3 protein-coding genes are annotated in these 16,217 nt (G+C 63.1%); 2 read left to right on the top strand and 1 reads right to left on the bottom strand.

Annotation, left to right across the window (positions count from 1 at the left end; genetic code table 11):
- Window positions 1–12 precede the first annotated feature (12 nt).
- Both PSH94_RS10680 and PSH94_RS10675 read left to right on the top strand, forming a co-directional pair.
- On the top strand, window positions 13–1,665 hold the full coding sequence (locus tag PSH94_RS10680; RefSeq protein ID WP_181077079.1) for a cyclic peptide export ABC transporter: 1,653 nt from the start codon (window positions 13–15) through the stop codon (window positions 1,663–1,665).
- Between the two features lie 112 nt (window positions 1,666–1,777).
- Window positions 1,778–4,219, top strand: coding sequence for a TonB-dependent siderophore receptor (locus tag PSH94_RS10675; protein WP_305437423.1), 2,442 nt, complete (start codon window positions 1,778–1,780; stop codon window positions 4,217–4,219).
- A 144-nt stretch (window positions 4,220–4,363) separates the two neighbouring features.
- On the opposite strand, the gene PSH94_RS10670 is transcribed toward PSH94_RS10675, so the two are convergent.
- Window positions 4,364–16,216: a non-ribosomal peptide synthase/polyketide synthase gene (locus tag PSH94_RS10670; protein ID WP_305437422.1), complete on the bottom strand. Its 11,853-nt coding sequence runs from the start codon at window positions 16,214–16,216 to the stop codon at window positions 4,364–4,366.
- Between the last annotated feature and the right edge of the window lies 1 nt (window position 16,217).

Here is a 16,217-nt window from a genome sequence, read left to right as displayed (position 1 = left end):
CGGGAAGTACTTATGACCGACCCCAAGCGCGGCGCCTTCAACGGTCTGCTCGCATTGCTCAGGCCCTTTCGCACCCTCGTCACGATCTCCGTGGCCCTGGGCATGGCCGGCGGCCTGGCTATCACGTTGCTGCTGGCAACGATCAATAACGCCCTGCACTCGCCCCAAGGCATGACCCAAGGGGTGATCCTGACGTTTGCGGCGCTGTGCGTGCTGGCGCTGGTCAGTTCGATCATTTCCGACATCGGCACCAATTACGTCGGCCAACGCATCATCGCCGCACTGCGCAAGGACCTGGGCGAGAAAGTGCTGTCGGCGCCAATCGGTCAGATCGAGCGCTACCGCTCCCATCGGCTGATCCCGGTGCTGACCCACGATGTCGACACCATCAGCGATTTTTCCTTCGCCTTCACCCCGCTGGCCATTGCCGCCACCGTTACCCTGGGCTGCCTGGGCTATCTGGCCTACCTGTCGGTGCCGATGTTCCTGATGATGGTAGTCGCGGTGGTGATTGGCAGCGCGGTGCAGTTCATCGCCGGCGGCAAGGGCATCCAGGGCTTCGACCTGGCCCGTAGCCACGAAGACGACCTGCAGCGTTACTACAACGCCATTGCCTCCGGCGCCAAGGAACTGCGCATGCACCGTCCACGGCGGTTTCGCATGAACACCCACCGAATCAAGGAAACCGCAGACCTTATCAGTGATATCCAGGTGCGCTCGGTGAACATCTACATCCTCGCCAAGACCTTCGGCTCGATGCTGTTCTTTGTGGTCATCGGCCTGGCGCTGACGATGCAGGCCTACCATCCGAACCCTGACCCGACCGTAATCACCGGTTTCGTCCTTGTGCTGCTGTATATGAAAGGCCCGCTGGAACATCTGCTGGGTTATCTGCCGGTGGTCGGCAAGGCCAAGATTGCCTTTGGCCGAATCAGCGAATTGTCAGAGCGTTTCTCCTCGCCCGAACCTCACCTGCTGATGGATGACAGCGAAGCGCCGCAACCGCTGGTCAACCGCCTCGAACTGCGCGGCGTAACCTACAGCCCACCGGCGGTGGAAGGCAGCGAGCCGTTCCACCTGGGGCCAATCGACCTGAGCATCGCCCAGGGCGATATCGTGTTCATCGTCGGCGAAAACGGCAGCGGCAAGACCACCCTGATCAAACTGCTGCTGGGCCTTTACCCGCCCCAGTCAGGGGAAATCCTGCTCAACGGCAAGACCGTGACCGACCCCGAGCGCGACGACTACCGCCAGCTGTTTACTACGGTCTTCGCCGATTACTACCTGTTCGATGATTTGGTGCAGGGCAGCGCCGCGCAATCGCTGGACAGTGCCGCCAAGTACCTGGAGCGCTTGGAAATCGCGCACAAGGTCAGCGTCAAGGACGGCGTATTCAGCACCACCGACCTTTCCACCGGCCAACGCAAGCGACTGGCGCTGGTCAACGCCTGGCTGGAAGAACGCCCGGTGCTGGTGTTCGACGAATGGGCCGCCGACCAGGACCCGGCCTTCCGCCGCATCTTCTATACCGAACTGCTGCCGGACCTCAAACGCTTGGGCAAGACGATCATCGTGATCAGCCACGACGACCGCTATTTCGACATCGCCGACCAATTGGTGCGCCTGCGCGCCGGCCAGGTGGTGCACGAGATGGCGCCGGCGTGAATTTTGTTTTTCCGGTTTCCGCGGGTAGGAACGTCTCACTAGTGGTAATGAGAACCAGCCTCAATAAATACTTATAATTTGCCCACTTAACATTCCAGAAGAGAAGACATCCATGCCAGCACGACTCGGTCTCAGCCCACTGAGCAAAGCGCTCTCCATGCGTCGGGCCCTGAACATCAACCTCCTGCCGAGCGCCCTGGCCCTGGCAGTGTCGCTGCCGGTCGCCGGCTATGTGCAGGCACAAGAGATCGAGTTGGATATTCCCGCGCAGTCGCTGGGGAGCGCGCTGCAGACCTTCGGTCGCCAGGCCAACGTGCAGGTGCTCTATAGCCCGGGCGATGTGCAAGGCAAGACCAGTACGCCAGTCAAGGGCAAGCTGGACCCGCAACAAGCGATCAATACCCTGCTCGCCGGCACCTCGACCACCCACAGCCTCAACGGCAACTCCCTGACCGTGACCGCCGCCGGCGCCACCACCGGGCTGGAGCTGAGCCCGACCCAGGTGACCGGTAACGTGCTGGGTAACATCACCGAAGAGTCCGGCTCCTACACGCCCGGCACCATCGCCACCGCCACCCGGCTGACCCTGACGCCGCGGGAAACGCCGCAGTCGATCACGGTGATCACCCGTCAGCATATTGAGGACTTCGGTCTCAATAACGTCGATGACGTGATGCGGCACACACCCGGCATCACCGTGTCGGCCTATGACTCGGACCGAACCAACTACTATTCCCGCGGTTTTTCGGTCAACAGCTTCCAGTACGACGGCATTCCCTCCACGGTGCGCAACGTCGGTTATTCGGCGGGCAATACCCTGAGCGACATGGCGATCTACGACCGTGTCGAGGTTCTCAAGGGCGCTACCGGGCTGCTCAACGGCGCCGGCTCCCTCGGCGCGACCATCAACCTGATCCGCAAGAAACCGACCTCGGAGTTCAAGGGTCACCTGCAACTGGGCGCCGGTTCCTGGGACAACTACCGCAGCGAAGTGGACGTGAGCGGCCCGCTGACCGACAGCGGCAACGTGCGGGGCCGGGCGGTCGCGGCGTACCAGGACAAGAACTCGTTCATGGACCACTACTCGCGCAAGACCGAGACCTACTACGGCATCACTGAATTCGACCTGTCTCCCGACACCATGCTGACCGTCGGTTTCGACTACCAGGACAATACGCCCAAAGGCTCCAGCTGGTCCGGTTCGTTCCCGTTGGTCAACTCCAACGGCAGCATCAACAAGATGCCCCGTTCCTACAACAACGGCACCACCTGGAGTTCGTGGGAACAGAACACTCGTACAGCTTTTGCCATGCTCGAACATGATCTGGGAGACGGCTGGGTAACCAAATTCCAGCTGGACCACAAGATCAACAGTTACCATGCCGACCTCGGCTCCATTCAGTTCGTGCAGCCGGCAGCCGACGGCACCGCCGAGATCAATGGACAGAAATACACCGGCGAGACCAAGAGCACCTCCGCCGACCTCTATGCCACCGGCCCCTTCAGCCTGTTTGGCCGCGAACATGAACTGGTCGTGGGCGGCTCGATCGGCACCTCGCGCTGGCAAGGCAAGGGGTACTGGTCGCCGGAGTGGCCACAAGGCAACAAAGTCGATTTCTATAACTGGAATGGCCATATCGCCAAGCCGATCTACGGCCCGGTGCAACAGTACATCGATGACACTATCCGCCAGTCCGGCACCTATATGACCGCCCGCTTCAACGTGATGGACGACCTGAACGTGATCCTCGGTGGGCGCGTGGCCAACTACCATGTGACCGGCAACAACCCTTCCTACAAGGAAAGCGGCCGTTTCGTGCCTTACGCTGGGGTTATCTACGACCTCAATGACAATTTCTCGGTGTACACCAGCTATACCGATATCTTCCAGCCACAGGAAAGCACCTACAAGGATCGCAACCAGAGGCTGCTGGAACCTGACGAAGGGCAAAACTACGAGCTGGGCCTCAAGGGCGATTTCTTCGACGGCCGCTTGAACACCAGCATCGCCTACTTCGAGGTGCATGAAGACAACCGCGCCATCCCGGACGACGCCTATAACAACCAGACGCCGTCACCGCAGAATTACGCATTCAAAAGCTCCAAGGCCGTCACCAAGGGTTATGAGGCGGAGATCTCCGGTGAGCTGGCCCCTGGCTGGCAGGTCCAGGGGGGCTACACCCACAAGATCGTGCGCGATGAAGACGACAAGAAAATCTCCACATTCGAGCCGGAACATCAGGTCAACCTGAATACCACCTACAAGCTCAAGGGCGACCTGGACAAATTCACCATCGGCGGTGGCCTGCGCTGGCAGAGCAAGGGCTGGTATGAGATCTACAACTCGCCGCTGGACCGAAACCAGGACATCACCCAGAAAGCCTACTGGCTGGTGGACCTGATGACCCGTTACCAGGTAACCAAGAGCCTGTCGGCGACCGTCAACGTCAACAACATTTTCGACAAGTCCTACTACACCAACGTGGGTTTCTATAATTCGGCCGCCTACGGCGAGCCACGCAACGTGATGTTCAGCACCCGTTGGGACTTCTGATGTAATGCCTTGATCGCCCCCAGTGGTCAAACCAAGCCCGATGAGAGCCTTGCTTTCATCGGGCTTTTTCATGCCTTGCGCTCGTCCAAACCAGACGAAAAAAACCCGGATCCAAGGACCCGGGTGTCTGGCTCAGTCGCAACGTTACGTCATGGCGGCCACCAGGCTGGCGATGAACTCAGCGCTGTCGACGATCCCGTCATGATCGGTCTCGATCATCACTGAACGCTCGACGCGCCCCTGGCCGTGGATGCTCGCCATATGTTGCTCGATCAAGTCCTTGCAACGACCGGCCCGGCTTAACGAGGCCCACCAGCAACTGAGCGGCGCGTTGATCGGCTTGAAGTCGGCGGCCAGCATGCGTTCACTCAGGGCGCGGTCCACTTCCCAGGAAATCTGCGCCTCATTGCCGCGTAACAGCTCTTGCTTGATCGCAGTAAAGGCCTCGCCCAATGTCTGCTCGGCCCAGCCCACGAACGCGTGCAATTGCGCGTGTTCATCGTCGGTAAGCCGCTGGCATCGCAGCCAGGCATCGTGGATCTGCTCGGCATACGCCGGGAACATCACACCGAGCAGGGCGGCGCGGCGTTCATGGGTCGATACCGGGCGTTCCTCCTCGGCTACTACAGCCTCCCAGTAGGCCTTGAGCCATTGCGGCGGCGCGGCGTCGATCCAGCCGACGAACTCGACCGCGCGCCCCGCCTGCTCCAGCCCATAAGCCACTTCCATCGCCAGATTACCGCCCAGGGACCAGCCTGCCAGGCGGAACGGCCCTTGGGGCTGGGCTATCAACAGCTGCGCGGTGTAGTCCTCGACCATTGCTTGCCATTCGGGCACCGCAGTGCCCTCTTCGGCCAGGGCACGGCACATCACGCCGTACACCGGACGCTGCTCACGCAGGGCCAGGGCAATCGCGGTGTAGCAGTGCACCGCGCCGAAGCTGGGGTGGAACATAAACAGCGGCGTGCCTTGGGCCTGGCTGTTGAGTTTGACGATCGTGGAGCGCCGCGCCTCCCCGTGCAGGCAATTGACCTGTCCACGCACGGTCGGGTTAAGCATCAACTGGCTGACCGACAAACCGACGCCGCTGATCTTGCGCAGGCGCTCCTTAAGCATCAGCACCAGCAGCGAATGGCCACCCAGCTCGAAGAAATTGTCGTTAAGCCCTACTTGCTCAACCCCCAGCACGTCACGCCAGATCGCCGCCACCTGGCATTCGATCTCACTGTGGGGGGCCTCGAACGCCTGTGCCGCGTGGACCTCAGGCTTGGGCAACGCCTTGCGATCCAACTTGCCGTTGGGGCTCAACGGCATGTGTGTCAGCAGCACCCACTGCGTGGGAACCATGTAGTTCGGCAAGTGCGCCGCCAGATGCGCGCCGATCAAGGCTTTCCAGTCTTGCGGCGGCTGATGCAGCACCAGGTACCCCACCAGGTGCGTGCCGTCCACCGCCAGCACGGCGGCTTCGCGCACCCTGTCGTGCTCCAGCAGGCGTGCCTCGATTTCGCCCAATTCGATACGCAGCCCCCGCAGCTTGACTTGATGATCAATGCGCCCGGCGTACTCGATGACGCCGTTGTCGCGATAACGCGCCAGATCGCCGGTCCGGTAGAGGCGTTCGCCGCTGCCGAACGGGTCGGTCACGAAACGTTCGGCCGTCAACCCGGCACGACGCTGATACCCCCGCGCCAAGCCGGCACCGCCCAGGTACAGCTCACCCAGTACGCCTATCGGGGTCGGTTCCAGATTGTCGTCCAGCACGTAGCACGTCAGGTTGGCAATCGGCCGGCCAATCGGCACCGCATCCGCGCCGTCATCAACACAGGTCCAGTGGGTCACGTCGATAGCGGCTTCGGTCGGTCCATACAGGTTGAACAACCCGGCCTGGGGCAGCTTAGCGAACACCTGTTGTTGTGTGTCTGCCGGCAGTGCCTCACCGCTGCACACGATGCGTTGCAGGCTGTGGCACGTCACCGCCGTGGGGTCCTGCAGAAATGCTTGCAGCATGGACGGCACGAAGTGCAGCGTGGTGATGCCCCGGGCATTGATCAGGTTGACCAGCCTGGCCGGATCGCGATGATCCCCAGGCGCCGCCACGACCAGGCGCGCACCGGTGAGCAAAGGCCAGAAGAACTCCCATACCGACACGTCGAAGCTGAACGGAGTTTTCTGCAACACACTGTCGCCGGCGTTCAGGCCATAGGCCTGCTGCATCCAGCACAGCCGGTTGGTGAGCGCCGAATGCCGATTGCCGGCGCCCTTGGGCTGGCCGGTGGAGCCCGAGGTGTAGATCACATAGGCAAGGTTTTCGCCGTCGACCACGACCTGCGGGTTGTGCGCCTGGCTGTCTTGCAACCAGGCATCGCCTGGCTCCAGCACCCAGTACTGCACGCCGTGGGGAATCGGCAGGTCCTCAAGCAGGTGCGCCTGGGTCAGCAATAGCTTGACGCCGCTGTCCTGCAGCATGTACGCCAGCCGCTCGCGCGGATATTCCGGGTCCAGCGGCACGTAAGCGCCGCCGGCCTTGAGCACCGCCAGCAGGCCAACGACCATCTCGACGGAACGTTCCACCGCCAGCCCGACCAGGACGTCCGGCCCTACCCCGGCAGCTATCAAACGATGGGCCAGGCGGTTTGCCCGCTGGTTGAGCTGGGTATAAGTCAGAGACTGCTCGGCGAACACCAGGGCCTGGGCATCGGGTGTACGTTCAACTTGTGCTTCGATAAGCCGATGCACACTGTGGTGCAACGGATATGTCTCGTGCGTGGCGTTCCAGGCCTGCACCACGCGCTGGCGTTCATCCTGGGCCAGCGACGGCAGCGCGCCCAGACACCGGGACGCGTCTTGCGCCAGCGCTTGCAGTAATTGCTCAAAGTGCTCGGCCAGACGCTGGATCTGCGCCGCACGAAAAGAGTGCCGACTGTAATTGAACTCAAGCCCCAAGGTGTCACCGATGCCCAGCAGCACGGTCAACGGGTAATGGGTCTGCTCCAGGCTGTGCACCGCACCAAAGCGCAACCCCGACGGCGCACCCTGTTCCAGCGCTTCGGACACCGGGTAGTTTTCAAACACCAGGATGCTGTCAAACAGCGCCTCGCCGCCCAGCCCGGCCCAACGCTGGATCTCGAACAGGGGGGTGTGTTCCTGCTCGCGCAAGCGCACATTCTGGGCCTGGATGTGGTGCAACCATTGGCTCACCGTCATGCGTGCATCGGGCGTCGCCACCACCGGTAGCGTGTTGATGAACAACCCGACCTGTTGCTCGATCCCTCGCAGCTCCGCTGGGCGGCCGGCCACCGTGGCGCCGAACGCCACGGTGGCCTGCCCGGTGTGATGCCGCAACAGCAACAGCCAGGCCGCTTGCACCAAGGTATTGAGGGTCACCTTGTTGCTTTGGGCGAACGCCTTGAGATGCGCGGTGCGCGCGGCATCGAGCTGCAGCCGATGCTCACCGTTCACCGTCAAGGCCGGGTCGCTGGCCAGGACCGCGCGGGCCAGGCGTGTGGGCTCTTGCAGGTCTTGCAGTTGCGCCTTCCAGAAGGCCTCGCTGACCGACTTGTCCTGCGCCTGCAGCCAGGCAATGTAATCGCGATAACGTCCCAGCGGTGCACGCAGCGGCTCACCCGCATAATGCTGCAACACCTCACCGAACAGCTGCGAACCGCTCCAGCCGTCCATCAGGATGTGATGATTGGTGTAGATCAGGTGGTAGTCAGACGTGCCGGTTCGCACCACCGTCAGGTTCAACAGCGGCGCCTGCTCCAATACGAAACCCCGCGCTCTGGCCGATTCGGCGAGATGATCGAGGGCATCGCCACAGTCGCTGCGGCCTTGCCAATCCAGCTCGGCGAACGGCAGGCGTACCTGCTTGTAGACCACTTGCAACGGCTGCTCCAGCTCGGTCTGCCAGAGGAAACCGCTGCGCAGGATCTCGTGGTTGTCCACCGCCGCCTGCCAGGCCTGGCGGAAGCGCGCTACGTCCAGCCCTTGAACATCGATCCGCATCTGGTTGATGTAGTCACCGCCGCCTTGTATGTAAAGCGATTGGAACAGCATGCCCTGTTGCATCGGCGACAGTGGGTAAAGGTCTTCGACTTCGGACGCAGCCAGCGGCAACGCGTCCAACTGCGCCTGGGACAACTGTGCCAATGGGAAATCCGACGGTGTTACGCCGCGGTTGGCCGGTTCGCAGCAGTGCGCTATTACCGCCTTGAGTTCCTCGGTGTAGTCATCCGCCAAGCGTTGCACGGTCGCCTCAGCAAACATTTGCCGACTGAAACTCCAATTCAGCTTCAGTTCACCGCCGTACACCTGGCCATTGATTTCCAGCCAGTTGCCCAGCGGCGCGTCGGCGCTTTGCTCCGCACCGCTGGCGTCTGCGCACGGCGCGAATAAACCGGTCTCTTGGCCCGCATCAAAATTGCCGTCGAACTGCCCCAGGTAATTGAAGGTGATGCGTGGTTGCGGCAGTTCGCTCAGTGTTTGGCGAGCCTGGGGCGTGCCCAGATAACGCAGCGCACCGAAGCCCAAGCCTTTGTCGGGCACCGCGCGCAGTTGCTCCTTGATGTGCTTGAGCGAATCCGCCAACGAATCACTCGGCACCAGTTGCAGCGGATAGAGGCTGGTGAACCAACCGACGGTGCGGGTCAGGTCGATGTCGTCGAACAAGTCTTCGCGGCCATGCCCTTCCAGGCGCAATAACATTGACGACTCACCACTCCACCGCACGATGACGCGCGCCAGGGCGGTCAGCAGCAGGTCGTTGATCTGGGTGCGGTAAGCACTGGGCGCGTCCTGCAGCAAGCGGCGGGTGAATGCCTGATCCAGGTGCGTGGTCACGCTCAGTGCATGACGATTGCTCAAGCTGGCCTGCGGGTCGGCACCCGGTAAGCCGACCGGGCTGCCGTCCAACTGTGCCTGCCACCAAGCCAGCTGTTGCGCCAGTGCGGCGCTGGCTGCGTAAGTTTGCAGGCGTTCGGCCCAAGCCCTTGTAGCGCTGGTCTTGGCCGGCAGTACCGGCGTGCGCCCTTCGGCGATCTGGCGATACGCCGTCTGCAAATCCTCCAGCAGGATGCGCCAGGACACGCCATCGACCACCAGATGGTGGATCACCAGCAATAAACGCTGGGTGCCATCGGCCAGATCAACCAGCACCGCACGCAGCAGCGGGCCGTTGCTCAGGTTCAGGCTGCGCTGGGCCTCTTCGCCCAATGCATCCAGCTCATCGGCGCTGTCCAACGCGGTCTGCCACAGCACCTGTTCAGCCTGGTGCTGCTGCGGTTCGCGATAGGCAGCGGTCCAGCCGACCGGTCCCTGGGTAAAGCTGCAGCGCAATGCATCGTGGTGCACGATCAACGCCTGCAGCGCAGCCACCAGCAGCGGAGCCTGTAACGGCTGATGCGCGTGCAGCACCACCGACTGGTTCCAGTGCTGGCGCTCAGGAATATCATCGGCAAAAAACGCCTGTTGCACCGGTAACAGCAACAACTCGCCGCTCAGTGGCGACTGGTCCAGCAGGGTCACGCCTTCGCCTTGCCGGGCTACCGAAGCCAGGCTTTGCACGGTCTGGTGCTGAAACAGGTCTTTAGGCGTAAACCGCACACCGGCCTGGCGCGCGCGACTGACCACCTGGATCGAAATGATCGAATCCCCACCCAGTTCGAAGAAGTTATCGTGCAACCCAACCTGGGGCAGGCGCAGCACGTCCGCCCAGATCGCTGCAATCTGCTGCTCCAACTCACTCTGCGGCGCCACATACACCTGCTGCATCTGGCTCACGTCCGGCTCCGGCAGGCCCTTGCGGTCGAGCTTGCCGTTGGGGGTCAGCGGCATGTGCTCCAGGAACATCAGGTGCGTGGGCACCATGTAGTCCGGCAGGCGCGCTTTCAGGGCCCGGCGCAGGTTCTCGCGGCAGGTGGCTTGGGCCACGGCGTCGCTCAGCAAATGCGCATCCAGCGGCACCACATAGGCGACCAGCTGCTTGCCGTGCGGTCCTTCCTGGGCCACCACCACGGTTTCGCCGACGCTGTCCTGTTCGCGCAGGCGCGCTTCGATCTCGCCCAGCTCGATACGGAAGCCCCGGATTTTCACCTGATGATCAACGCGGCCCAGATAATCCACCACCCCATCCGGGCGGCCACGGGTCAGGTCGCCGCTGCGGTATACGCGGCTGCCGGGCTTGCCGAACGGGTCCGGCACAAAGCGTTCGGCGGTCAGCGCCGGGCGGTCCAGATAACCGCGCGCCACGCCCTCGCCGCCCAGGTACAGCTCGCCGGCCACGCCGATCGGTTGCAGGTTGAGTTGCGCGTCCAGGACGTAGCCGCTGCGGTTGCCCAGCAACGTGCCGATCGGCGCATACACCGCGCCGCAGGGGTCGCCCCGGCGGGCCTTCCATAGCAACGGCGTGACCACGGTTTCGGTCGGCCCGTAGCCGTTGAACAGGTAGGTCGGTTTGAGCGCGCGCCAGGCCAGGTCATAACTGGCCTGGGCCACCGCATCGCCGCCAAAGCAGTACACGCGCACATTCGGCGGGTTGCCGTCGCGCTCGGCATGCTCGGCCAGCTGTTGCAGGTACACCGGCGGGAACACCGCCATGGTCACGTGGTGGCGGTGCATCTGCTCGTAGGTGTACTCCGGCAACCATAGGCTGTCGTCGCGGATCAGCACGCTCGCGCCGTTGATCAGCGGGTGCATCCAGCCTTCGTGGGAGCCGTCGAAGGCGAACGACATAAAGTGCAGCTCGCAGTCGTCGGGGCCGGTTTCGTAGCGCTCGCCGGTGGCGATGATATGCGCCACCAACGGGCCGTGCGCCACCGCCACGCCTTTGGGCAGGCCGGTGGAGCCGGAGGTGTAGATCACGTAGGCCAGGTTGTCGCCGTCCAGTGCGATGTCTGGCGCGGTGGCGCGGTTGTCGGACCAGACCTGTGTCTGATCGATTGCAAGAACATGCAAGCCGTCCGGGATCGGCAAGCGTTGTTGCACAGACGAATGAGTCAGCAGCAACTGCGCATGGCTATCCTGCAGCATGTACAGCAGACGGTCGCGCGGGTATTCGATATCCAGCGGCACATACACACCACCGGCTTTCATGACTGCCAGGAACGCCACCATGCTCTCGGCACTGCGCGGCATGGCGATGGCTACGCGCACTTCCGCGCCGACGCCACGAGCGATCAGGGCGTGGGCCAGGCGATTGGCCTGGCTGTCCAGCTCGCCATAGGTGAGGGTCTGCGTAGCGAATTTCACCGCCACGGCGCCGGGATTTTCCCGCGCACGATCGGCGAACAACTCATGCACCAGGCGCCGGGACGAGAAACCGGAATCGGTGCGGTCCCACAACGCCAGGATCTGCTGCCGCTCGCTGGCGTCCAGCAGGTTCAATTGGCTCAGGCTTTGCTGCGGGTCGGCCACCATCGCCTGCAACAGATGCTGCCAGTGACGCGCCATGCGTTGCACGGTGCCGACTTCAAACAGGTCCAGGGCATACCCCAAAGTGGCCCAAATGCCTTCGGTGGACTCCTGAATATCCAGGTCCAGGTCGAAATGCGCAGTCTTGCTTGCCCATTCAAGCCCTTCGACGCGCAGGTGCGGCAACTGGTGCTGCGCTTGAGCCTGACCCACATCGGTCTGGTGGTTGAACATGACCTGGAACAGCGGGTTATGGCTCAGGCTGCGCTCGGGCTGCAGTGCTTCTACCAGTTGTTCAAAGGGCAAGTCCTGATGGGCCTGGGCTTCAAGTGCCCGTTGCCGGGTCTGCTGCAGCAATTGTGTGACGCTCATCTGGCCATCAATGTCCGCCGTGAGCACCTGGGTGTTGACGAAGAAGCCGATCAGTCGCTCGGTCTCGCTGCGATTGCGGTTGGCAATCGGCACGCCGACGCGGATTTGCGCCTGGCCGCTGTAGCGGTGCAGCAAGGTCTGGAACGATGCCAGCAACAGCATGAACACGGTCACGCCTTGCTGCTGGGCCAGGGCCTTGAGGTCGCGGGTCAGCGTCGGCGCCAGTTCGAAGGCCAGGCGCGCACCACGGTGGCTCTGCACCGCCGGGCGTGGGTGGTCGAACGGCAACTCCAGCACGCTCTGCTCGCCGCCGAGCCTGTCGCGCCAGTACGCCAGTTGGCGGTCTTTCTCGCCCGCGTCCATCCAGTGACGCTGCCACACGGCGTAGTCGGCGTACTGGATCGGCAACGCCGGCAGTTGCGGGGTCTGGCCCTGGCTGCAGGCGGCATACAATTGCACCAGTTCCTCGACCAGCACTTGCATTGACCAGCCATCGGAAACGATATGGTGCTGCACCAGCACCAGCACATGCTCATCCTCGGCCAAGCGCAGCAACGACACGCGCATCAACGGCCCTTGTTGCAGATCGAAGGGCTGCGCGATCTCGGCCTCGATCCAGGCCTTGAGCGCGTCCTCATCGACATCGGCACGGGCAATCTGCAGCGCCCTGCGCGGTTCAATCACTTGAACCGTACGCGCGTGCTCCTGGCGCAAATGGGTGCGCAGGCTTTCATGGCGCGCCAGCAGGGCGTCGAAGCTGCGTTGCAGCGCCGGCACATCCAACGTGCCTTTCAAACGCAGGGCGCTGGGGATGTGGTACGCCGCACTCTGCGGCTCCAACTGCCAGAGAAACCACTGGCGCTCCTGAGCATAGGACAGCGGCAACGGTTGGTCGCGTGGGGCCGCGACCAGCGGCGGTGCTGTAGATACAGCAGGGGCCTGCGCGTCGAGCGCGGCGACAAACCCCTCCAGGCGCGGCTGCTCGAACAGCGTCTTGAGCGGCACCTCCAGGTTCAGCTCGCTGCGAACGCGCGAGACCACCTGCATCGCCAGCAACGAATGCCCACCGGATTCGAAGAAGTGCTGGTTCAGGCCAACGCGCTCCATGCCCAGGATAGACGCCCAGATGGCTGCTACCTGCTGCTGCAGGGGCGTCACCGGCGCCTGCCACGCCGGCTGCATGGACGTCGCATCAGCCTTGGGCAGCGCCTGGCGGTCGAGCTTGCCGTTGGGGTTCAACGGCATGCGTTCGAGGAAGATCAGATGGGCCGGCACCATGTAATCCGGCAACTGATCGCGCAGGCTGGCCTTGAGCTGCTCGGCGACTTCAACCTGCTGCGCGGCAGATAAGGGCTGCGTCGGCACCAGGTACGCCACCAGTTGGTTATCGGCTGCCAGCAGCAACGCTTCGCGCACCGGGTCCTGCGCCAGCAGCAACGCTTCGATTTCACCCAGCTCAATGCGGAAGCCGCGGATTTTGACTTGATGATCGGCCCGCCCGACATACTCGATCACGCCATCGGCGCGGTAACGCGCCAGGTCGCCGGTGCGGTACAGGCGCTCGCCCAGGCGGCTGAACGGGTCGGCGACAAAGCGCTCGGCGGTCAGGTCCGGCCGTTGCAGGTAAGCGCGGGCCAAGCCGCTGGCACTGGCGATATACAACTCGCCTACCGCGCCGATCGGCAACAGATTGAGGTTGCCGTCGAGCACATACAGGCCACGACCGCGCAACGCCCGGCCAATAGGGCTGGCGCTGTTGCCAATCACAACGTTGTCGGCGCTGCAGTCGAGGGTGCTTGAGACCACCGTGGCCTCGGTCGGCCCATAGGTATTGAGCAGGCGTACGGCCCCCAGCCCGGCCTGGCGCCACAGGGCCGGGCCGTCCAGCGGCATGGCTTCGCCGCCGATATGGACCTGGCGCAAGGCACCGTAAGAACGTGGCCCGGCCGCCAGGCAATCGTGCAGGAATAACTTCCAATAAGCTGTCGGCAAGTCGGCCAGGGTAATGCCCTGGTCGATGATCTGGCGATACAGCTGCGCACCGTCCCACAGTTGCGGGCCGCGCAGCACCACGGTGGCGCCGATGGTCAGGGCCGGGTACAGCTGCTCGACAAAACCGTCGAAGTTCAGGGTGGCGAACTGCAACACTCGGTCCTGCGGCACCAGGCGCGAATACTCGGCCGCGATACCGGCGAACTCACTGAGTGCCGCATGACTGATGGCCACGCCCTTGGGCTTGCCGGTGGAGCCCGAGGTGTAGATCACGTACGCGAGGCTGTGGGGTTCGAACGTAACTGCGGGGTTGTGCTCGCCAAAGTGCGCCAATTGCGCCTCGGACTGGTCGATATCCAGGGCCGTCACCCCGTGCGGCAGCGGCAGACGCTGACGCAGGTGCGAGTGAGTCAGCACCCGCTGTACGCCACTGTCCTGGAGCATATGCACCAGGCGCTCGCGGGGATAATCGGGGTCGAGCGGCACGTAGGCGCCGCCGGCCTTGAGCACCGCCAACAGGCTGACCACCATGGCCAACGAGCGCTCGACCGCGATCCCCACCAACACTTCCGGGCCCACGCCCTGGGCGATCAGATAGTGCGCCAATCGGTTGGCCTGGCGGTTCAGCTCGCCATAGCTGAGAGCCTGCTCGTCGAGGACCAGAGCCTGGCGTTCAGGCTGCCGGAAGGCCTGGGCCTCGAACAGATGATGCACGGCCTGCAAGCTGCCGACGGTGGCCGGGGCGTTCCAGTCCCGCAGCAGCACCTGGTGCTCGGCTGTGCCCAGCATCGGCAACGCACTCAGACGGTTGCCGGGCTCGTTCACCAGTGCCTCGAGCAGGTGTTGCCAGTGCTGCGCCAGGCGCTCGATAGTGGTTGCGTCGAACAGGTCAGTGGCATAGGTCAGCGCGGCCCAGATGCCTTCGGCGGACTCATGGGTGTCCAGGCTCAGGTCGAAATGGGTGGTGGGGCTGTCCCACTCCAGCTCAGTCACACGCAGGCCGGGTAACTGTTGGCCGCCGCGCCCGCCCTGGGCATCGGTCTGGTGGTTGAACATCACTTGGAACAGCGGGTTGTGACTCAAGCTGCGCTCAGGCTGCAACGCCACCACCAACTGTTCGAACGGCAGATCCTGGTGCGCCTGGGCTTGCAGGGCGCGTTGCTTGGTCTGCTGCAGCAGTTGCGTAAACGTCATCTGCCCGTCGAGGTCGGCCTTGAGCACCTGGGTATTGACGAAAAAGCCGATCAACCGCTCGGTTTCGACCCGATTGCGGTTGGCGGTCGGCACGCCGATGCGAATATCCGCCTGGCCGCTGTAGCGAAACAGCAGGGTCTGGAACGACGCCAGCAACAGCATGAACAACGTCACGCCTTCTTGTTGCGCCAGGCGCTTGAGCGCTGTCACCCGCTGCGCACTGAGGTGGACCTGCAGGCTCGCGCCTCGATGGCTTTGCCGTGCCGGACGAGGATGATCCAGAGGCAGTTCCAGTACGGGTTGCTCGCCCCCCAGCAGCTCCTGCCAGTACGCCAGTTGCCGGGCTTTTTCACCCGCCTCCATCCACCGCCGCTGCCACAGTGCGTAATCGGCGTACTGGATCGGCAGCTCAGGCAATGCCAGGTCCTGGCCCTGGCTGTAAGCGGCATATAGCTGCACCAGTTCCTCGACCATCACCTGCATCGACCAGCCGTCGGAAACGATATGGTGCTGCACCAGCACCAGCACATGCTCATCCGCCGCCAGTTGCAGCAGGCTGACGCGTAGCAGCGGGCCCTGCTGCAGATCGAAGGGCCGCGCGACGTCCTCGGCAACCCTTGCCATCAGGGTTTGTTCGCTGACACTGTCGCACTGGACGTGAATGCGCGCCTCGGGCGCTGCGGTCTGCAGCAGGTGCTCGCCGTCCTGAACCAGATGCGTGCGCAGGCTTTCATGTCGGGCCAGCAGCGTATCGAAACTGCGTTGCAGGGCTGGCAGGTCTAGGTGCCCCTGCAAGCGCAGGGCACCTGGGATGTGATAAGTGCTGTTGTGCGGGTCCAGTTGCCACAGGAACCACTGACGTTCCTGGGCATAAGACAGCGGCAGGTATTGGCCGGCCTCGCGAACCGCGGCTATCGGCAGTTGGGCAAAGCTCATGCCGCGACTTTGCAGGCGCTGATAAAACTGCTGGCGCTGTTCCAGCGGCAGGCGAAGAAAGCGCGAGACCAGATCGATATTAGGGTTGGAAAGCATG

Origin of the sequence: Pseudomonas sp. FP2254 (assembly GCF_030687695.1) — a bacterium.
Taxonomy (GTDB): Bacteria; Pseudomonadota; Gammaproteobacteria; order Pseudomonadales; family Pseudomonadaceae; genus Aquipseudomonas; species Aquipseudomonas quebecensis.
Note: the sequence above shows the minus strand (reverse complement) of the source record. Positions and strands in the feature narration are given on the sequence as shown.

Excerpts from the sequence above, each read along its gene's own strand:
- PSH94_RS10670 (WP_305437422.1), bottom strand. The coding sequence starts at position 16,216 with ATGCTTTCCAACCCTAATATCGATCTGGTCTCGCGCTTTCTTCGCCTG.
- PSH94_RS10675 (WP_305437423.1), top strand. The coding sequence starts at position 1,778 with ATGCCAGCACGACTCGGTCTCAGCCCACTGAGCAAAGCGCTCTCCATG.
- PSH94_RS10680 (WP_181077079.1), top strand. The coding sequence starts at position 13 with ATGACCGACCCCAAGCGCGGCGCCTTCAACGGTCTGCTCGCATTGCTC.